The sequence below is a fragment of the Salmonella sp. A7 genome (assembly GCF_020181675.1).
In the GTDB taxonomy this organism is placed as follows: domain Bacteria; phylum Pseudomonadota; class Gammaproteobacteria; order Enterobacterales; family Enterobacteriaceae; genus Salmonella; species Salmonella enterica.
Genome location: NZ_CP084001.1, coordinates 2672245 through 2691153, shown reverse-complemented (window position 1 = coordinate 2691153; position 18909 = coordinate 2672245). Strand labels below are relative to the sequence as shown.

16 protein-coding genes are annotated in these 18909 nt (G+C 52.4%); 8 read left to right on the top strand and 8 right to left on the bottom strand.

Features of this window, described 5'->3' with window-relative positions:
- Nucleotides 1-40: 40 nt before the first annotated feature.
- Nucleotides 41-1345: an NADH-quinone dehydrogenase gene (gene ndh, locus LCS67_RS13260; RefSeq protein ID WP_000211053.1), complete on the top strand. Its 1305-nt coding sequence runs from the start codon at nucleotides 41-43 to the stop codon at nucleotides 1343-1345.
- Nucleotides 1346-1523: 178 nt separating this feature from the next.
- Complete coding sequence (locus tag LCS67_RS13255; RefSeq protein WP_001043449.1) at nucleotides 1524-2063, top strand: glycine zipper 2TM domain-containing protein; 540 nt, start codon at nucleotides 1524-1526, stop codon at nucleotides 2061-2063.
- Nucleotides 2064-2136: 73 nt separating this feature from the next.
- Here LCS67_RS13255 and comR read toward each other — a convergent pair whose 3' ends face one another.
- Nucleotides 2137-2772, bottom strand: coding sequence for a TetR family copper-responsive transcriptional repressor ComR (gene comR, locus LCS67_RS13250; protein WP_000205986.1), 636 nt, complete (start codon nucleotides 2770-2772; stop codon nucleotides 2137-2139).
- Between the two features lie 241 nt (nucleotides 2773-3013).
- Here comR and bhsA point away from each other — a divergent pair, with 241 nt between their 5' ends.
- Nucleotides 3014-3271: a multiple stress resistance protein BhsA gene (gene bhsA, locus LCS67_RS13245; RefSeq protein WP_000706734.1), complete on the top strand. Its 258-nt coding sequence runs from the start codon at nucleotides 3014-3016 to the stop codon at nucleotides 3269-3271.
- Between the two features lie 96 nt (nucleotides 3272-3367).
- On the opposite strand, the gene ldtC is transcribed toward bhsA, so the two are convergent.
- Complete coding sequence (gene ldtC / locus LCS67_RS13240) at nucleotides 3368-4333, bottom strand: L,D-transpeptidase LdtC (protein ID WP_000482962.1); 966 nt, start codon at nucleotides 4331-4333, stop codon at nucleotides 3368-3370.
- A 147-nt stretch (nucleotides 4334-4480) separates the two neighbouring features.
- Complete coding sequence (gene mfd, locus LCS67_RS13235) at nucleotides 4481-7927, bottom strand: transcription-repair coupling factor (RefSeq protein WP_001529152.1); 3447 nt, start codon at nucleotides 7925-7927, stop codon at nucleotides 4481-4483.
- A gap of 337 nt (nucleotides 7928-8264) precedes the next feature.
- Here mfd and lolC point away from each other — a divergent pair, with 337 nt between their 5' ends.
- From lolC to cobB, 5 genes are read left to right on the top strand one after another with little or no spacing between them, the layout of a single operon-like run.
- Entirely contained in the window at nucleotides 8265-9464 is a 1200-nt protein-coding gene (gene lolC, locus LCS67_RS13230) for a lipoprotein-releasing ABC transporter permease subunit LolC (RefSeq protein WP_001518787.1), read from the top strand.
- The gene (lolD, locus tag LCS67_RS13225; protein WP_001033714.1) at nucleotides 9457-10158 is read left to right on the top strand and encodes a lipoprotein-releasing ABC transporter ATP-binding protein LolD; all 702 of its coding nucleotides are present in this window, start codon (nucleotides 9457-9459) and stop codon (nucleotides 10156-10158) included. The genes lolC and lolD overlap by 8 nt, the downstream gene beginning before the upstream one ends.
- Nucleotides 10158-11402, top strand: a complete 1245-nt coding sequence (gene lolE, locus LCS67_RS13220; RefSeq protein ID WP_000168096.1) for a lipoprotein-releasing ABC transporter permease subunit LolE — start codon at nucleotides 10158-10160, stop codon at nucleotides 11400-11402. Before lolD ends, lolE begins: the two co-directional genes overlap by 1 nt.
- A 28-nt stretch (nucleotides 11403-11430) precedes the next feature.
- Nucleotides 11431-12342, top strand: a complete 912-nt coding sequence (nagK, locus tag LCS67_RS13215; RefSeq protein WP_000291325.1) for an N-acetylglucosamine kinase — start codon at nucleotides 11431-11433, stop codon at nucleotides 12340-12342.
- 17 nt (nucleotides 12343-12359) lie between these two features.
- Nucleotides 12360-13181 carry a Sir2 family NAD+-dependent deacetylase gene (gene cobB, locus LCS67_RS13210; RefSeq protein WP_001191856.1) on the top strand — a complete coding sequence of 274 codons (822 nt, stop codon included), beginning with the start codon at nucleotides 12360-12362 and terminating at the stop codon, nucleotides 13179-13181.
- Between the two features lie 81 nt (nucleotides 13182-13262).
- Here cobB and potD read toward each other — a convergent pair whose 3' ends face one another.
- The 5 genes from potD to potA form a co-directional block, all read right to left on the bottom strand.
- On the bottom strand, nucleotides 13263-14309 hold the full coding sequence (potD, locus tag LCS67_RS13205; protein ID WP_000759329.1) for a spermidine/putrescine ABC transporter substrate-binding protein PotD: 1047 nt from the start codon (nucleotides 14307-14309) through the stop codon (nucleotides 13263-13265).
- A 24-nt stretch (nucleotides 14310-14333) separates the two neighbouring features.
- Nucleotides 14334-15113, bottom strand: coding sequence for a spermidine/putrescine ABC transporter permease PotC (gene potC / locus LCS67_RS13200; protein WP_000580299.1), 780 nt, complete (start codon nucleotides 15111-15113; stop codon nucleotides 14334-14336).
- Nucleotides 15114-15428: 315 nt separating this feature from the next.
- A complete protein-coding gene (gene sifA, locus LCS67_RS13195) occupies nucleotides 15429-16439 on the bottom strand; it encodes an SPI-2 type III secretion system effector SifA (protein WP_001611910.1) in 1011 nt (336 codons plus the stop codon).
- Between the two features lie 328 nt (nucleotides 16440-16767).
- Nucleotides 16768-17631: a spermidine/putrescine ABC transporter permease PotB gene (gene potB, locus LCS67_RS13190; RefSeq protein WP_000799391.1), complete on the bottom strand. Its 864-nt coding sequence runs from the start codon at nucleotides 17629-17631 to the stop codon at nucleotides 16768-16770.
- Nucleotides 17615-18751, bottom strand: a complete 1137-nt coding sequence (gene potA / locus LCS67_RS13185) for a spermidine/putrescine ABC transporter ATP-binding protein PotA (RefSeq protein WP_000531582.1) — start codon at nucleotides 18749-18751, stop codon at nucleotides 17615-17617. The genes potB and potA overlap by 17 nt, the downstream gene beginning before the upstream one ends.
- Nucleotides 18752-18909: the final 158 nt, after the last annotated feature.

Genomic DNA, 18909 nt, shown 5'->3' with positions numbered 1-18909 from the left:
GTTTAATTAACAATTGGTTAATAAATTTAAGGGGGTCACGTTGACTACACCATTAAAAAAGATCGTGATTGTCGGCGGCGGCGCTGGCGGGCTGGAAATGGCGACGCAGTTAGGCCATAAACTGGGGCGCAAGAAAAAAGCGAAAATCACGCTGGTAGACAGAAATCACAGCCATCTGTGGAAACCATTGCTGCACGAAGTGGCGACTGGCTCTCTGGACGAAGGCGTGGATGCGCTGAGCTATCTGGCTCATGCGCGTAATCATGGTTTCCAGTTCCAACTGGGGTCGGTGATGGATATCGATCGCGAAGCGAAAACCATCACCATTGCCGAGTTGCGTGATGAAAAGGGCGAACTGCTGGTGCCGGAGCGCAAAATCGCGTATGACACGCTGGTGATGGCGCTGGGCAGCACCTCTAATGATTTCAACACGCCGGGCGTGAAAGAGCACTGTATCTTCCTCGATAACCCGCATCAGGCGCGCCGTTTTCACCAGGAGATGCTGAACCTGTTCCTCAAGTATTCGGCTAATCTGGGCGCGAACGGTAAGGTCAATATCGCCATCGTTGGCGGCGGTGCGACGGGGGTTGAGCTGTCGGCTGAACTGCATAATGCGGTAAAACAGCTGCATAGCTATGGTTATAAGGGGCTGACCAACGACGCGCTGAACGTGACGTTGGTTGAGGCTGGCGAGCGTATTCTGCCTGCGTTGCCGCCGCGTATCTCCAGCGCCGCGCATAATGAACTGACCAAACTGGGCGTTCGCGTGCTGACGCAAACTATGGTCACCAGCGCCGACGAAGGCGGTCTGCATACGAAAGAAGGTGAATATATTCAGGCCGATCTGATGGTGTGGGCGGCGGGTATCAAAGCGCCAGATTTTATGAAAGAGATTGGTGGTCTGGAAACGAACCGCATTAACCAACTGGTGGTGGAACCGACGCTGCAAACCACGCGCGATCCTGATATTTATGCGATTGGCGACTGCGCTTCCTGCGCACGTCCGGAGGGAGGTTTTGTGCCGCCTCGCGCTCAGGCGGCGCATCAGATGGCTACCTGCGCGATGAATAACATTCTGGCGCAGATGAATGGCAAACCGCTGAAAGCTTACCAGTATAAAGATCATGGTTCGCTGGTCTCTCTGTCCAACTTCTCTACCGTGGGTAGTCTGATGGGGAACCTGACCCGCGGTTCAATGATGATTGAAGGACGTATCGCCCGCTTCGTGTATATCTCGCTATACCGTATGCACCAGATAGCGCTGCATGGATACTTTAAAACTGGCCTGATGATGCTGGTGGGCAGTATTAACCGCGTCATTCGTCCGCGCCTGAAACTGCATTAATTTCTCTGCGCCTCACCGGCTGCTCGCGCCGGTGAGCGCTTCTCCATCACTCGCTTCGGAGTTGTCCGAATCCTTCAGCTTTACCGCCTCATCCCGCATTTTTCATCCTCATTCCGATTGGCTTTGTTCGCATACTGGTTGCAAAATTGTTACCAATAGCAACGAAGGAGGAACTCCCGTGAATAAATCAATGTTGGCGGGTATAGGGATTGGCGTAGCGGCTGCGCTGGGTGTGGCGGCAGTGGCCAGTCTCAACGTATTTGATCGTGGTCCGCAATATGCGCAGGTGATATCGGCTAAACCGATTAAAGAGACGGTAAAAACGCCGCGTCAGGAGTGCCGTAATGTCACGGTCACGCATCGCAGACCGGTTCAGGACGAAAACCGTATTGCCGGCTCGGTGCTTGGCGCAGTAGCAGGCGGCGTGATTGGACATCAATTTGGCGGCGGTCGTGGTAAAGATGTGGCGACGGTCGTCGGGGCGCTGGGCGGCGGTTATGCTGGCAATCAAATCCAGGGATCAATGCAGGAAAGTGATACTTATACTACCACGCAGCAACGCTGTAAGACGGTGTATGACAAATCTGAAAAGATGCTTGGCTACGACGTGACCTATAAAATTGGCGATCAGCAGGGCAAAATCCGCATGGATAAAGACCCCGGAACGCAAATTCCCCTAGACGGCAATGGTCAACTGGTTCTGAATAACAAAGCATAAAAAAGCTGTACTCTGCAAGTTAGCCCCTCATTCGCTCAGGCTGAGGGGCTTTTTTTATCCGAAGCTGCGTTGTTCAGGACTTGAGCAGTTCAGGCCAGATGCGCAGGGTCGTACGCGTAATTTGCATCAGTTGTTCGAAGGTGGCTCCCTCGCGGGCGCTGATCGACATTCCCTGTAAAATACAGTTGATATATTCCGCGAGCGCCTGCGGGTTACAGTGCGCCGGAATTTCACCGCGCTCCTGACGTTGGCGCAAAAACTGGATGAGCGTCTGTTCCTGCATGGCGTGGCGTGATTTTACCGTGCGAGCGATATCGCGCGAGGAGGCGGCGAGGGTGGCGGACGTATTAATCATAAAGCAGCCAGCCGGCGTGTCCGTACTGGTAAAGCAGGCGGCAATTTCTGTGAAGTAATCTTCCAGCGCCGATTCCACGCTTTTCTCTTCACAAAAGAGCTGGGCTTCGTGCTTTGAGGCAAAGCGAGTGATGTAGCGATCCAGGACAGCGCGAAATAATCCTTCTTTGTTAGTGAATTCCGCATAGAGAGTAGGCGCTTTCGCCCCGGTAGCCTCTACGAGATCGGCAAGCGAAGTTGCTTCATAGCCGTGCTGCCAGAAGAGAGTCATGGCCTTATCAAGCGCAGCTTCCCTGTCGAACACTTTTGGTCGGCCACGGCTTTTCTTCGCGCAACTCGTGGTATCCGTTGTCATGATGCCGTTGTACCTGTTTAAAGAGCGGTCTCTCTATTATAAAAACAAACCACTTCTGGCTCCAGAGTATTCATTAGAAAAATAAATCAATTCTATTCACATGAAAAATAACATCTTTATAAATTATATAACGATCATTATAAAAAGAAGTTGACGTGTGATGTAGATCACATCTATGATTAACTTATCGATCGTTAAGTTAATGCTTACGACACCCATTCATCTGCTAAAGGTCATCACTATGAAAATCGTAAAAACCCTCATCGCTGCTGTGGTACTGAGTTCGCTCTCATTCGCCAGCTTCGCCGCCGTTGAAGTTCAGGCAACGCCAGAAGGTCAACAGAAGTTTGGCACCATTTCCGCGAATGGCGGCACGAATCTGGGCTCGCTGGAAGATCAGCTGGCGCAAAAAGCGCAGGAGATGGGGGCGAAGTCTTTCCGTATTACCTCTGTTACCGGCCCGAATACCCTTCACGGTACGGCGGTAATCTATAAGTAAGCATTAACCCTCATTAATGCCGCCGCGATTGCCACAATAAAAAGAGAAAGCCTCGCGATGCATCGCGAGGCTTTTTTGTCGGTCAGCTATTCACGCTTACAGCGACTGCGGTTTCGCCTCTGATTGACGGGTTACATCCACCGGCATTCCGGAGCGCACTTCCATAACATGTTCCATCACCGCGGCGTCGGTCTGCGGCGCGTCCTTAAAGGTCTGCATCGGGCCATTCAGCACAATCGGCAGCACCTGCGGATCGTCGCCTATATTTTTAGACAGCGGCTGATGAACTTCCACCAGTCGCACGCCGCCTGGCTCCACCGAGGCTTTAATCGGCGTATTGATAATATTCACTTTGGTTCCCGGCGTGACCTGACGGAACAATGTCTCTATATCACCGTCGCGCAGACGGATACAGCCGGAACTGACGCGCATACCAATGCCAAAATCGGCATTCGTGCCATGTAACAGATAGACGCCGCCGTAGGCCGCTAAACGAATCGCGTGATGCCCCATTGGGTTATCGGGACCGGCAGGCACCACGGCGGGGAGATCGATGCCTTGCGCTTTATAACGGGCGCGAATATTGGCGGTCGGCGTCCAGGTTGGATTGGCGCGTTTATCCGAAATGGTCGTCACCATCGTTGGCGTCAGGGTATCGCCGCCCAGTTGGCCAATCCCGATAGGGTAGACCGTGACCGTATTTTTCCCCGGTTGATAATAGTAAAGCCGTAATTCCGCGAGGTTAATGACGATACCTTCACGTGGCGCGTCCGGTAGCAGCGTTTGCAGCGGAATCGTCAGCACGCTGCCTGCGCGTGGCACGTAAGGATCAATGCCGGGGTTGGCCTGTAACAGGGCTAAAAAGCCCACGTTATATTTTTTGGCGATCGCCTCCAGCGAGCCGCCGTCGTCTTCAACGACATGGAATTTATTTTCTCCCACCAGTCGACTGCCGGGGGGCGGAAGAGGCCACGTATTTGCCTGCGCGGGAAGGGCAAGCATGATGGTCGCGGTAAGCGCAAACAACGCCCACCAGCGAGAGAGTCGCGTATTGTTGAACATTATAATAAACCCATGATTATTATGTGGTTATTTTTATAAAAGAGGAAATAAGAATTATGGCGGCTGGCTGTGTCTGGAACTGCAGGGAAGTGCAAAGAATTTGTAAAGATTAGGCCGGACGCAGGGTAATGACGCCCGGCCTGACGCTTATGCAATAGCGTTTTCTTCCAGTTGCTGCATGAACTGGCGTACCCAGTCTATACGCGTTTTACGTTCGCTTAAATCCTGAATAAACTTGAGGCGCGTCGGGCCATCCAGACGGAAATGCTGCGGTTGTTTTTGCAGCAACCCGATAAGCCAGGCAGGGTCAACGTGGTTTTTCTCGGCGAACTCAATCGTTCCGCCTTTCTCGTTACCCTCCAGTTTTCGGATGCCGAGCTTTTGCGCCTGTTGGCGCAGGCGGGCGATATCCAGCAGATTACGCGCTGGATCGGGCAGCAGGCCGAAGCGATCGATCAATTCCACTTTGATCTCTTCCAGCTCGTTTTCGTTCTTCGCGCTGGCAATGCGTTTATAGAATGACAGTCGGGTATTAACATCCGGAATAAAATCATCCGGCAGTAACGACGGCATTCGCAGCTCGACTTCCGTTTGCTGACTGGTGAGATCTTCCAGCGAGGGTTCGCGGCCTGCTTTCAGCGCATCGACGGCGTTTTCCAGCAGTTCCATGTAGAGTGAGAAGCCAATGGTTTCCATTGAGCCGCTTTGCTCTTCGCCAAGCAGTTCGCCCGCGCCGCGGATCTCCAGATCGTGGGTCGCCAGCGCAAACCCGGCGCCTAAATCCTCCAGCGACGCAATCGCCTCCAGCCGTTTTTGCGCATCGGTGGTCATGGCCTTAGGATGTGGCGTCAATAGCCAGGCGTAGGCCTGGTGGTGCGAGCGCCCTACGCGGCCACGCAACTGGTGCAACTGCGCGAGGCCGAAATGATCCGCGCGTTCAATGATGATCGTGTTAGCGGTGGGAATGTCGATCCCCGTTTCGATAATGGTAGTACACACCAGCACGTTAAAACGTTGATGGTGGAAATCGTTCATGACCCGTTCCAGCTCACGTTCGCGCATCTGCCCGTGGCCTATAGCGATTCGCGCTTCCGGCACCAGTTCCGCCAGCCGCTCTGCGGCTTTCTGAATATTTTCGACGTCATTGTACAAATAGTAAACCTGACCGCCGCGCAGGATTTCACGCAGAATCGCTTCCCTTACTACCAGGCTATCATACTCGCGGACAAAGGTTTTTACCGCCAGACGACGGGCAGGGGGGGTGGCGATAATGGAGAGATCGCGCATACCGCTCATCGCCATATTCAGCGTCCGCGGGATCGGCGTCGCCGTGAGCGTCAGAATATCGACATCGGCGCGCATCGCCTTAATTCGCTCTTTGTGGCGCACGCCGAAACGGTGCTCTTCATCGACAATCAGCAGGCCGAGGTCGCGCAGCTTCACATCGCTTTGTAGCAGTTTATGCGTACCGATCAGAATATCGATCTTACCCTCGGCGGCTTCCGCCAGGATTTGCGTCTGCTCTTTGGCGCTGCGAAAGCGGGACAGCATCTCAATGCGTACCGGCCAGTTGGCGAAACGGTCGCGGAAGTTGTCATAGTGTTGCTGCGCCAGCAGCGTGGTCGGCACCAGTACCGCTACCTGTTTATGGTTTTCCACCGCCAGGAACGCGGCGCGCATCGCCACTTCGGTTTTGCCGAAGCCGACGTCGCCGCACACAAGCCTGTCCATCGCCAGCGGTTGGCACATATCGCTCAATACGGCGTTAATCGCCTGTGCCTGATCGGGCGTCGTTTCAAACGGGAAGCTGTCGCAGAATAACTGATATTGCTCACGATCATGCTTAAAGGCAAAACCCTCTTTTGCCGCCCGTTGCGCATAAATATCCAACAGTTCCGCTGCGACATCGCGCACTTTTTCCGCCGCTTTCTGCCGGGCGCGCGACCAGGCGTCGCCGCCCAGTTTATGCAGCGGCGCACTTTCTTCCGCGCCGCCGGCATAGCGGCTAATCAGATGCAATGAGGAGACCGGCACATACAGTTTGGCGTCATTGGCGTAGGTGAGCATCAGATACTCACCCTTAATGCCGCCAGCCTCCAGAGTGGTCATGCCGGCATAGCGTCCGACGCCGTGCTCCAGATGCACTACCGGTTGACCGACGTGGAGCTCCGCCAGGTTACGAATCAACGTATCCGGGTTGATCGTACGACGGGAATCCAGGCGGCGACGTGCAACCCGCTCACCCAGGAGATCGCTTTCACAAATCAGAGCCAGATTGCGTTGGGTGTCGATAAAACCATGTTCTGCGGCGCCAATCATCAGATAGCGTCCCGCATCCTGCGCCTCGTCCAGGCGTAATATCCGCTTCGGCGCGATTTTTATGCGAGCCAGGAGCTCCCCCAGCGCTTCGCGGCGTCCTTCGCTTTCCACCGAAAAAATCACCGGACCGCTGAAAGATTCGAGGAACTTACGCAGCGCGTCCAGCGGCGCTTTCTGCTGCGCCTGGATAGCCAAATCCGGTAATTTCTGGAAACCAAGATTGGTATTGGCGGCTTTTTCCGGCAGATGGTCGGTTTTAAGCTGGAGGCAAGGCCAGCGTTTAAGCTCGGAAAAGAGCTCATCTACCCGTAGCCAGAGGGCTTCCGGCGGCAAAAGCGGGCGCATAGGATCGACGCCGCGATTTTCAAAACGCGCCAGCGTATCGGCCTGAAAGCGTTCGGCGCTGGTTTCCAGCGAGCCGGTATTCACCACCAGAGTATTGGCGGGGAAGTAGCTAAATAATGGCGGTAACGGTTCGCTGAAAAAGAGCGGCTGCCAGTATTCGATCCCGGCGGGCAGGGTGCCTTTGCTGACCTGCTGATAGATGTGCTCGGCGTCGCGTTTTACCTCAAAGGTATCGCGCCACTGGCTACGGAAAAGCTCAATAGCGGCTTTGTCGGTAGGAAATTCGTGCGCGGGCAACAAATTGATGGCCTCGACCTCCTCCAGCGTACGCTGGGTATCCGCGTCAAACAGACGCAGGCTGTCGATTTCATCATCAAAAAAGTCGAGGCGATAAGGCTGTTCGCTGCCCATCGGAAAGAGATCCAACAGCGCGCCGCGCGTCGCGTATTCGCCATGCTCCATCACCTGATCGACATGCCGATAACCGGCGCTGTCAAGCTGCGCGCGCAGAGCGTCGCGGGACAGCCGCTGGCCTTTTTTCATCACCAGCGCATGACCATGCAGATAGCTATGCGGACAAACGCGCTGCATCAGGGTGTTTACCGGTACAATCAAGACGCCGCGCTGCATTGACGGCAACTGGTAGAGCGTGGACAGGCGCGAAGAGATAATTTCCTGATGCGGGGAGAAGCTGTCATACGGTAGCGTTTCCCAGTCCGCCAGGTTCATGACCATCTGATCGGTAAACTGGCGGATTTCATCATGCAATCGCAGAGCATTTTGCATGTCAGGCGCTATGAGTACCACCGGACCGGCATGGCGTTCGGCTATCTCCGCCACCAGCGTAGCGCAGGCGGCGCCGGTAAGTTCGCCCAACTGGCGCTGATCGCCCGCTTTTGTCGGCAGCGTGTAACGTTGTTTTTCAGGCATAACGGTTGTCAGTATCTCTTTTTGTTTTACGCCGCACTCTACGCGTCACCCTTCAGGCTGCTTCATGGTTGGCTGCGCGCCGGGACAGCATGAAGGACTCAGGTATTCAGGGGCATATGACTGATAAGCAATGTTCTTTATTATCCGCGATCGTTGTTTATTAGCAAATTGAATCCGCCGGATAACACGTCGAACAGGTAAAGTATGAACATGTAAGTGACTTGATTTGTCGGCCTTTTTCAGAATAGCGCTGACGAACTCTTACGGTTCAGACATTTACGCATTCCGCTTTCGCTTATATACTCGGGACTTTGCTAACAGCAACCAGACGGATTACATGTATCAACCTGTCGCTCTATTCATCGGCCTGCGTTACATGCGCGGGCGTGCAGCAGATCGCTTCGGTCGCTTCGTTTCCTGGCTTTCCACTATCGGCATTACCCTGGGGGTGATGGCGCTGGTCACGGTATTGTCGGTGATGAACGGTTTTGAGCGCGAACTGCAAAATAACATTCTTGGTTTGATGCCTCAGGCCATCCTCTCTGCTGAACATGGTTCTCTTAACCCGAATCAGATGCCGGAAAAAGCGGTGAATCTGCAAGGCGTTAACCGTATTGCGCCGCTGACGACGGGCGATGTCGTACTGCAAAGCGCGCGTAGCGTTGCGGTTGGCGTGATGTTGGGTATCGATCCGGCGCAAAAAGATCCATTAACGCCGTATCTGGTTAATGTGAAGCAAAGCGAATTACAGCCGGGTAAGTATAATGTCATCCTCGGCGAGCAGCTCGCCGGACAGTTAGGGGTCAACCGCGGCGATCAGATTCGGCTAATGGTGCCATCTGCCAGCCAGTTTACGCCAATGGGACGTCTGCCCAGCCAGCGTCTGTTTACGGTGATTGGCACATTTGCCGCCAATAGCGAGGTCGATGGCTATGAAATGCTGGTCAATATTCAGGACGCGTCGCGTTTAATGCGCTATCCGGCAGGCAATATTACCGGCTGGCGTCTGTGGCTGGATGAACCGCTGCAAGTCGATACCCTCAGCCAACAGACGCTGCCGCAAGGCACGAAGTGGCAGGACTGGCGCGAACGCAAAGGCGAGTTGTTCCAGGCTGTGCGCATGGAAAAGAACATGATGGGATTGTTGCTGAGTCTCATCGTGGCGGTCGCGGCTTTTAACATTATTACTTCGTTGGGCCTGATGGTCATGGAGAAGCAGGGCGAAGTGGCGATTTTACAAACTCAAGGGCTGACGCCGCGACAAATTATGATGGTCTTTATGGTGCAGGGGGCCAGCGCCGGGATTATCGGCGCGCTGTTGGGCGCCGCGCTGGGCGCATTGCTTGCCAGCCAACTGAATAACCTGATGCCGATCATCGGCGCGTTTCTGGATGGCGCTGCGTTGCCCGTAGCGATAGAGCCGTTACAGGTGATCGTTATCGCGCTGGTGGCAATGGCCATCGCGCTGCTTTCTACGCTTTATCCTTCCTGGCGCGCTGCCGCCACTCAACCCGCTGAGGCTTTACGTTATGAATAAGATCCTGTTGCAATGCGACAACCTGTGCAAACGCTATCAGGAAGGCACCGTACAAACCGACGTGTTGCACGATGTCAGCTTCAGTATCGGCGAAGGCGAAATGATGGCGATCGTCGGCAGTTCCGGTTCGGGTAAAAGTACGTTGCTGCATCTGTTAGGCGGGCTGGATACGCCTACCTCTGGCGATGTGATTTTTAGCGGCCAGCCGATGAGCAAACTCTCTTCTGCGGCAAAAGCGGAATTACGTAACCAGAAACTGGGGTTTATCTATCAGTTTCATCATCTCCTGCCGGATTTTACGGCGCTGGAAAACGTGGCGATGCCATTATTAATTGGCAAAAAGAAACCGGCGGAGATTGACGCTCGGGCGCGAGAAATGCTGCACGCCGTAGGGCTGGAGCATCGCGCAACCCATCGACCTTCGGAACTTTCCGGCGGTGAGCGCCAGCGTGTCGCGATAGCGCGCGCGTTGGTGAATAATCCGCGTCTGGTACTGGCGGATGAGCCGACCGGTAATCTGGATGCGCGTAATGCCGACAGTATTTTTGAGCTTCTGGGCGAGTTAAATCGTCTGCAGGGAACCGCGTTTCTGGTGGTGACTCACGATTTGCAACTGGCGAAACGTATGAGCCGCCAGCTTGAGATGCGCGATGGTCGCCTGACGGCGGAACTGAGCCTGATGGGGGCTGAGTAATGGCGTCGCCTTTATCATTATTAATTGGGTTGCGCTTCAGCCGTGGGCGGCGGCGCGGCGGTATGGTTTCGCTCATTTCCGTCATTTCTACCATCGGTATCGCGCTGGGCGTGGCGGTATTGATTGTCGGTTTAAGCGCGATGAACGGTTTCGAACGCGAGTTGAACAACCGTATTCTGGCGGTGGTTCCACACGGGGAGATTGAAGCGGTCAATCAGCCGTGGACTAACTGGCGTGAAGCGCTGGCAAAAGTGCAGAAGGTGCCGGGCATTGCCGCCGCCGCGCCGTATATCAATTTTACCGGCCTGGTAGAGAGCGGGGCGAATTTGCGCGCCATTCAGGTTAAAGGCGTCGACCCTAAGCAAGAGCAGCAGCTTAGCGCGTTACCGTCATTTGTGCAAAATCACGCCTGGGATCATTTCAAAGCGGGCGAACAGCAGATCATTCTCGGCAAAGGTGTCGCCGATGCGCTGAACGTGAAACAGGGCGACTGGGTGTCCATCATGATCCCCAATGCGAATGCCGACCATAAGCTGCTCCAGCCCAAACGCGTGCGTTTGCATGTCATCGGGATTCTGCAACTGAGCGGCCAGCTCGATCACAGCTTCGCCATGATCCCGCTTGAGGATGCGCAGCAGTATCTGGATATGGGGTCCAGCGTTTCCGGTATCGCGCTTAAAGTCCATGACGTGTTTAATGCGAACAAACTGGTGCGTGACGCGGGTGAGGTGACTAACAGCTATGTCTACATTAAGAGCTGGATCGGCACCTACGGCTATATGTATCGCGATATCCAGATGATTCGCGCCATTATGTATCTGGCGATGATTCTGGTGATCGGCGTGGCCTGTTTTAATATCGTTTCCACCTTAGTGATGGCGGTAAAAGACAAAAGCGGCGACATTGCGGTATTAAGAACGCTGGGGGCGAAAGATGGTTTGATTCGTGCCATTTTCGTCTGGTACGGACTACTGGCGGGCTTGCTGGGCAGTTTGATTGGCGTGGCGATCGGCGTTGTTGTTTCGCTTCAGCTTACCGCCATTATTAATGGGATTGAAAAGGCGATCGGGCATCAGTTTTTGTCCGGCGATATCTATTTTATCGACTTCCTGCCATCCGAATTACATTGGCTGGACGTTGTTTACGTACTGGTCACGGCGTTGTTGTTAAGCTTACTGGCGAGCTGGTATCCGGCGCGGCGGGCGAGCAACATTGACCCTGCGCGAGTATTGAGCGGCCAGTAATCGCGGAATATAAAAACAAGGAGCGGTGATGTATTACGGGTTTGACATTGGCGGAACAAAGATTGCGTTAGGCGTATTTGACTCAACGCGGCGGCTGCAGTGGGAAAAACGGGTTCCCACGCCCCATACCAGCTATAGCGCCTTTTTAGACGCCGTGTGCGAGCTGGTCGCGGAAGCCGACCAGAGATTTGGCGTAAAAGGGGCGGTAGGGATTGGCATACCCGGTATGCCGGAAACCGAAGACGGCACGCTGTACGCCGCGAATGTCCCGGCAGCCAGCGGTAAGCCGTTGCGCGCCGATCTCAGCGCCCGACTGGATCGCGATGTGCGTCTGGACAATGACGCTAACTGTTTTGCCTTGTCCGAAGCCTGGGATGATGAATTCACGCAATATCCTTTGGTTATGGGGCTTATCCTCGGCACCGGCGTCGGCGGTGGCCTGGTGCTAAACGGGAAGCCGATTACCGGTCAGAGCTATATCACCGGCGAGTTTGGCCATATGCGTTTGCCGGTTGACGCGCTAACGTTGATGGGGTTTGATTTTCCTCTCCGCCGTTGTGGATGCGGTCAGATGGGCTGCATTGAGAATTATCTGTCCGGGCGCGGGTTTGCGTGGCTATATCAGCATTATTATGATCAATCGCTGCAGGCGCCGGAGATTATCGCGTTGTGGGAGCAGGGCGATGAGCAGGCGCACGCGCATGTTGAGCGCTATCTGGATTTACTGGCGGTTTGTCTGGGGAATATACTGACGATTGTCGATCCCGATTTATTAGTGATCGGCGGCGGACTATCGAACTTTACGGCAATAACAACGCAACTGGCGGAAAGACTGCCGCGCCATCTCCTCCCTGTTGCCCGCGCGCCGCGCATTGAGCGTGCGCGGCATGGGGATGCAGGTGGGATGCGCGGTGCTGCTTTTTTACATCTTACCGACTAATCAAAAAAGAGGTTGTTATGCAGTCGCGTCGGTTTCATCGATTAAGCCGCTTTCGTAAAAATAAACGTCTGTTGCGTGAACGTCTGCGCCAGCGGATCTTTTTCAGAGACAGAGTGGTGCCGGAAATGATGGAAAACCCAAGAGTATTAGTCCTTACAGGTGCAGGAATTTCTGCAGAGTCTGGTATTCGTACGTTTCGCGCGGCGGATGGCCTTTGGGAAGAGCATCGGGTTGAAGATGTGGCCACGCCGGAAGGATTCGCCCGTAATCCGGGGCTGGTGCAGACATTTTATAATGCTCGCCGTCAGCAGCTTCAACAGCCGGAAATACAACCCAATGCGGCGCATCTGGCGTTAGCGAAGCTTGAAGAAGCGCTTGGCGATCGCTTTTTGCTGGTGACGCAAAACATCGACAATTTGCATGAACGCGCGGGCAATCGCAACATCATTCATATGCATGGCGAGCTGTTGAAGGTGCGCTGTTCGCAAAGCGGCCAGATTCTGGAATGGAACGGCGATGTGATGCCGGAAGATAAATGTCACTGCTGCCAGTTCCCGGCGCCGCTACGTCCGCACGTGGTGTGGTTTGGCGAGATGCCGCTTGGCATGGATGAAATTTATATGGCGCTGTCGATGGCGGATATTTTTATCGCCATTGGCACATCCGGTCATGTCTATCCGGCTGCGGGTTTTGTGCATGAAGCAAAACTGCACGGCGCACATACGGTGGAACTGAATCTTGAGCCAAGCCAGGTCGGCAGCGAGTTTGAAGAGAAGCACTACGGCCCGGCAAGCCAGGTTGTGCCGGAATTTGTTGATAAATTCCTGAAAGGGCTGTAGTGCTGTTTGCCCGGTAACGCCTTATCCGGCCTACATTTCACGTTACGTTCATCTGTAGGCCCGACAGGCGCTTTGGCTGAATTAGCGTCCTGCTTTTAGCTTTTGATAATACTCTTCATAAATGGCGCTGGCGTCGCCGACATCGTTTTGCCACTCGCCTTTGCTGATGGTTTGCGCATCCGGATAGAGCGACTTATCATTGGCGACCTCCGGGCTTAACAGCTTACGCGCCGCCAGGTTGGGGGTAGGGTAGCCGATGGTTTCTGCCACCTCTTTCGCGACGTCAGGACGCAGCAGGAAGTTGATTAGCTTCAGCGCGCCCTCTTTATTTTTCGCGTTCGCCGGAATAGCCAGGCTATCCATCCAGAAAATACCGCCTTCCTTCGGCCAGACGACCTCCAGCGGCGTGCCAGCCTGACGAGCAACGAAGGCTGAACCGTTCCACACCATCCCCAGGTTGACTTCCCCTTCCATATACGGATTCGCCGGATTATCGGAGTTGAAGGCCGCTACGTTCGGCATCAGTTTTTTCAACTCTTCATATGCCGCTTCAATCTCTTTCGGATCGGTAGTGTTACCGGAATAACCTAGCTTGCGCAGCGCCATCTGGAAGACTTCTCGCGCATCGTCGGTTAAAAGCAGGCTGTTTTTATATTCCGGTTTCCACAAGTCAGCCCAGCTGGTAATGGTTTTTGGATCGATAGCATCGCTGTTCACGCCAATCGCCGTTGCGCCCCAGATATACGGAACAGAATAATCGTTGTTGGGGTCAAACGGTTTGTTGAGCATTTCCGGATCGAGGTTGTGGAAATTGGTTAATTTCGACTTATCGATCTTCTGGATCATGCCTTCTTTGCGCATTTTGTCGACATAGTATGTAGAAGGAACAACCAGGTCATACGCGCCATCTTTATAGGTTTTGAGTTTGGCATACATGGTTTCGTTCGACTCGTAGGTCGAATAAATCACCTTAATGCCGGTCTCTTTAGTGAACTGTTCCAGCAGGCCCGGCGGTACATACTCAGTCCAGTTATAGAAATAGAGCGTGTCGTTGTCGGAGGCATGAGCGGCACTCATACCCAGCGCCAGGGCGCCCGCCGCGAGCAGGTGGCGTGACCATTTTTTCATTTAACGTCCCCTGAATTACGGGCCTTATCGGCCCTTGGTTTTATCACGAGCAATAAGCTGGCTGGCAATGACCATTACCAGAGACAGCACCAATAAAACGGTCGCCAGCGCGTTCACTTCTGGTGAAACGCCGACTTTTACCATGGAATAAATCTTTAAGGGTAAAATTTCATAGCCCGGCCCGGTGACAAACGACGAGACTACTACATCGTCCATCGACAACGTAAAGCTCAGCAACCAGCCCGCCGCCACCGCCGGCATCGCCAGCGGCAGAATGATTTTGCGTAAAATCGTTACCTCACTGGCCCCCAGGTCTTTTGCGGCTTCCAGCATTCTGACATCAAAGCCTTTCAGGCGCGAATAGACCGTGACGACCACAAACGGCAGGCTAAAGGTGATGTGCGAGAACAGCAACGACCAAAAGCCCAGTTGAATGCCGAGTAACATAAACAGCACCAGCAGGGAGATCGCCATCACGATATCCGGCGACATCATTACTACAAACAGCATCCCGCTGACGAATGGCTTCCCGCGAAAGCGGTAGCGATAAAGCGCCACCGCGGTTAACGAGCCAATCAACGTGGCGAAGGTCGCTGAAAAAATCGCCATCGTCAGTGAATGTTGAGCGGCCTGCAACAGACTGTCGTTATTGACCAGGAGTTCGTACCATTTAGTGGTAAAGCCCTGCCAGTTAATGCCGAACCGCGAACTGTTGAAGGAGTTCACAATCAGAATAATGATGGGAATATACAGATACGCATAGATGGCAGTCATGAAACCGCCACGGAGCAGCCGACCGATCATTCAAGTTCCACCTTCTTATTCAGAGGATGGGGTGCTTTTAGAGTATTGAAAATGATCAATTTTTTCTCTTCTCCAAAATCTCTCCAAAACGTCTCGCGGTTATCAGCAGCCAGGAAGAAGCAAGCTGCCGCTTGAAGCCGCGAATTTTACAACAAATTGCCAGACGAGCGGGAAAAAAAGGCCATTTAAATGACTATTCTCATCCGATCCGGTCATATGCGGCATTATTGCACCAGGCAAGAGGTTACTCTGTAGGCAAACATGGAGTACGTGAGTAAACCCTGAACGTGACGTTTGAGAAAGCGTCGTCTGATTTTATAAAAAACAACATAAACAGCCGCTTTGTTGTTCTGAGCGAACGTGTAGCGTGGTTAACTGTTCTTCCGCCATTTTTTGTATAGCCTGGGGGTTTATTCTAAAAATGGCGTGAAAAACCTGATCAGAGATGGCTTCGATTATCTCAGCTAACATGCTTAGGCTGGCGCTGGGATCCGTTACGAGGAACGCCTGAAACGTCTTATCCGCCAGTAAAACCTCTTCTACCATTTTTTCAATAGGTATGTGGGTATGCGGTGGTGGTATTTCAAGCTGTTTTAAGCCACACATCGTCATTGTTTCTAAAAATGCGTTTTGCTGAGTACTTTCGGATATATTCGCATGCTGTAAAATGCGCGTTGTCTTTTCAATCCCAGACTGAATTTTCGCTGCCAGGTAGGTTACCTTTTCTTGCGTTTTCCACTCATCTAAATTTCCTTTTCTCCATTCAGAATATAAATACCCCTCTATGTTGTCTAATGGAACCGATAATGTCGGCGCGCCAGCAGGATTGAGACATAATGTCGAAGGGAGGGGGTAATCTACGATTTCGCTATATCTTCTATTAATCATGGCCGTCATTTGTGGATGCGGTTTTAAAATATCGGGGCGATCTTTTATTAAAAAATAAGCATTCCCCATGACTTCACAGGTAAAGGCATCGGTATTTTGAGTGATACGTAACAATTCGTTCTCTTCGTTTTGATCCATGATGCGAAGAATAATAGTGTCATCATTTTCATTAGGATTATAAACCTGAAATCTATCTCTTTGTGATGCGCAGGCTAACTCTTTTAACTCAAAAAAAATCTCTGTAAGCCGCTCTCGTGTGGGGGTGCGATCGGCAAACAACATCTCATGTAGACAACTGTCCGCTTTTGCTTTGCCAGTAGAAAAAAAGAAGTCTTTAATTTTTTCCCATAAAACTTTCCACCATGCTTCTTTCGTATTCCTTGGGGAGTTGGTAAGGATTTCACTTTTTAAAAAACCATTCCCTATAGTAATCGGCATATTAATCTCACTTATACTGGAGTAAAAATGACTACATAATTGATTAAATCGGCCCTTTCTATCTCCACTGCGGGCGCATCGGATGTAATATAATTTTTAAAAGAGACTGGCAATCAGTATAAAACCTGAGAGCTTCGCGTATAAACGCATTACTGTCTGTGATAGCGTCGCTACAGGTAAAAATAAAAGAAGGCCTGGCGCGGATGATGCTGTAGATTTGCAATACTGGCGGCAACTGCTTTCATGCGTTTTTTATGCCGGAGGCATGAAGTTTACCCTTGAATAAACTTCATGCCTGAATGCGTGTGGATTTGTTAGCGTTGCGCAATTAATCGCTTATATCACTCACCTTCTTATTCAATAAGCGGGAAGCCCGCCAGTAAATCAACAGCATGAGTCCCATCACAATGGTCAGCGTAATGCTGGTCGCCGCGCCAAACGGCCAGTCGCGAATATTCAGGAACTGTACCTTAATGACGTTACCAATCAGCAGGTTTTTCGCGCCACCCATTAAATCGGAGACGTAGAACAGGCCCATTGCCGGTAGCATCACGAGCAGGCAACCGGCGACAATGCCCGGCATGGTTAATGGAATAATGATGCGGATGAACGTTTGCATTTTACTGGCGCCGAGATCGCGTGCGGCCTCCAGTAGTGGTTTGTCGAGCTTCTCAATGCTGGAGTAGAGCGGCATGACCATAAACGGCAGCAAAATGTAAACCAGGCCGATAATAACGGCGCTCGGGGTGAACATGATGCGAATCGGCGTATCAATCACGCCCAGCCACAGCAGGAATTCATTGAGATAGCCTTTAGTGCTCAGGAATATTTTCAGCCCATAGATGCGGATCAGTGAGTTGGTCCAGAAAGGAACGATCAGCAAAAACAGCAATAACGGACGTATCTTTTCCGGTAACTTCGCCAGGAACCAGGCAAAAGGATAGCCCAGCACCAGGCAGGAGAGGGTGGCGATCAGCGCCATATTCAGAGAGTGCAGGAGCACTTCAAAATAGAGCGGATCGAGCAGGCGTGCGTAGTTATCCAGCGTAAAGACCATCTTGACGAAACTGGCGTCGTCACGGGTCAGAAAGCTGGTGCCAATGATCATCAGGTTGGGCAGAAAAACAAACAACACAAGCCAACCGACGATAGTGACAATCACTACATTCTGGAATTTACTTGTGTTCTTCATCAGCCAGTACGACCTCCCAGCTTTCTACCCAACTAATGGCCATTTTTTGGTCAAGTGAATGGTCGAAGTCAGGATCGTCTTCGTTGAAGAATTCGCTGACCATCACCATTTTGCCATTTTCCAGTTCAACCACCGACTCCAGCGTCATACCTTTATAATTGCGCTCGCGCACGTAGCCGATAAGCCCTTCGATGTGGTTATCATCGTTGATCTCTTCGACGCGTAGATCTTCCGGTCGCAGCAGGACGTTCAGTTTTTGGCCTGGTTCGACAGCGAAATTGACGTATATATTGCACTCCCGACCTTCTACGCTGGCGCGGACGCGCTGTTCATCAAGCCGTTCAATGACGGTTGCGTCAAAGCGGTTAATTTCGCCGATAAAACCGGCGACAAACAGGTTTTTTGGCTCTTCATAGATTTCACGCGGCGTGCCGTCTTGCTCAATCACGCCATTACGCATTACCACGATACGATCGGACATGGTGAGCGCTTCTTCCTGATCGTGAGTGACAAAAACAAACGTGATACCGAGTTTACGCTGTAATGCTTTAAGCTCGTTCTGCATTTGTTTGCGCAATTTATAGTCCAGCGCGGAGAGCGATTCATCCAGTAATAACAGGCGAGGTTTATTCACCACCGCGCGGGCGATAGCCACACGCTGCTGCTGTCCGCCGGAAAGCTGGTGCGGTTTACGTTGTGCAAACTCTTCAAGCTGCACCATACGCAGCGCATCGGTCACGCGGGGCGCAATCTCGGCGGCTGGCGTTTTTTGCATCCGTAAGCCAAACGCGACATTTTCAAACACCGTCATATGCGGAAATAAAGCGTAGCTTTGAAATACGGTGTTCACATAACGATTTTCGGCGGGAACGTGGGTGATATCCTGGTTATCCAACATGATATGCCCGGCATCAACGGTTTCCAGGCCGGCAATCAGGCGAAGAACGGTTGTTTTACCGCAGCCGGAAGGGCCAAGCAGCGTGAGGAATTCGCCATTGTTAATGGTCAAATCCAGTTGTGAAATGACCTCTTTGCCATCGAAACTTTTGCTAATTCCCGACAAAAGCACCAGCGGTGAAAGCGAACGCGGTTGTTTATTCAATTTCTTACTCTGTCCCATGTAAACGCAACGGATGGCTGACCGCTGCGGGGTTTGTGGTTAACCACCTTAATCACTCTTAATGAGGCCGGTCATTCTACGGCAAACCACTGTGATCGCCAATCCTTGTTGCGAATTACTGACTTAGCTTTATAGTCAGAAAGCGTGTCAAAGTGAAA

Excerpts from the sequence above, each read along its gene's own strand:
- comR (WP_000205986.1), bottom strand. The coding sequence starts at position 2,772 with ATGACAACGGATACCACGAGTTGCGCGAAGAAAAGCCGTGGCCGACCA.
- bhsA (WP_000706734.1), top strand. The coding sequence starts at position 3,014 with ATGAAAATCGTAAAAACCCTCATCGCTGCTGTGGTACTGAGTTCGCTC.
- ldtC (WP_000482962.1), bottom strand. The coding sequence starts at position 4,333 with ATGTTCAACAATACGCGACTCTCTCGCTGGTGGGCGTTGTTTGCGCTT.
- mfd (WP_001529152.1), bottom strand. The coding sequence starts at position 7,927 with ATGCCTGAAAAACAACGTTACACGCTGCCGACAAAAGCGGGCGATCAG.
- lolC (WP_001518787.1), top strand. The coding sequence starts at position 8,265 with ATGTATCAACCTGTCGCTCTATTCATCGGCCTGCGTTACATGCGCGGG.
- lolD (WP_001033714.1), top strand. The coding sequence starts at position 9,457 with ATGAATAAGATCCTGTTGCAATGCGACAACCTGTGCAAACGCTATCAG.
- lolE (WP_000168096.1), top strand. The coding sequence starts at position 10,158 with ATGGCGTCGCCTTTATCATTATTAATTGGGTTGCGCTTCAGCCGTGGG.
- nagK (WP_000291325.1), top strand. The coding sequence starts at position 11,431 with ATGTATTACGGGTTTGACATTGGCGGAACAAAGATTGCGTTAGGCGTA.
- cobB (WP_001191856.1), top strand. The coding sequence starts at position 12,360 with ATGCAGTCGCGTCGGTTTCATCGATTAAGCCGCTTTCGTAAAAATAAA.
- potD (WP_000759329.1), bottom strand. The coding sequence starts at position 14,309 with ATGAAAAAATGGTCACGCCACCTGCTCGCGGCGGGCGCCCTGGCGCTG.
- potC (WP_000580299.1), bottom strand. The coding sequence starts at position 15,113 with ATGATCGGTCGGCTGCTCCGTGGCGGTTTCATGACTGCCATCTATGCG.
- sifA (WP_001611910.1), bottom strand. The coding sequence starts at position 16,439 with ATGCCGATTACTATAGGGAATGGTTTTTTAAAAAGTGAAATCCTTACC.
- potB (WP_000799391.1), bottom strand. The coding sequence starts at position 17,631 with ATGAAGAACACAAGTAAATTCCAGAATGTAGTGATTGTCACTATCGTC.
- potA (WP_000531582.1), bottom strand. The coding sequence starts at position 18,751 with ATGGGACAGAGTAAGAAATTGAATAAACAACCGCGTTCGCTTTCACCG.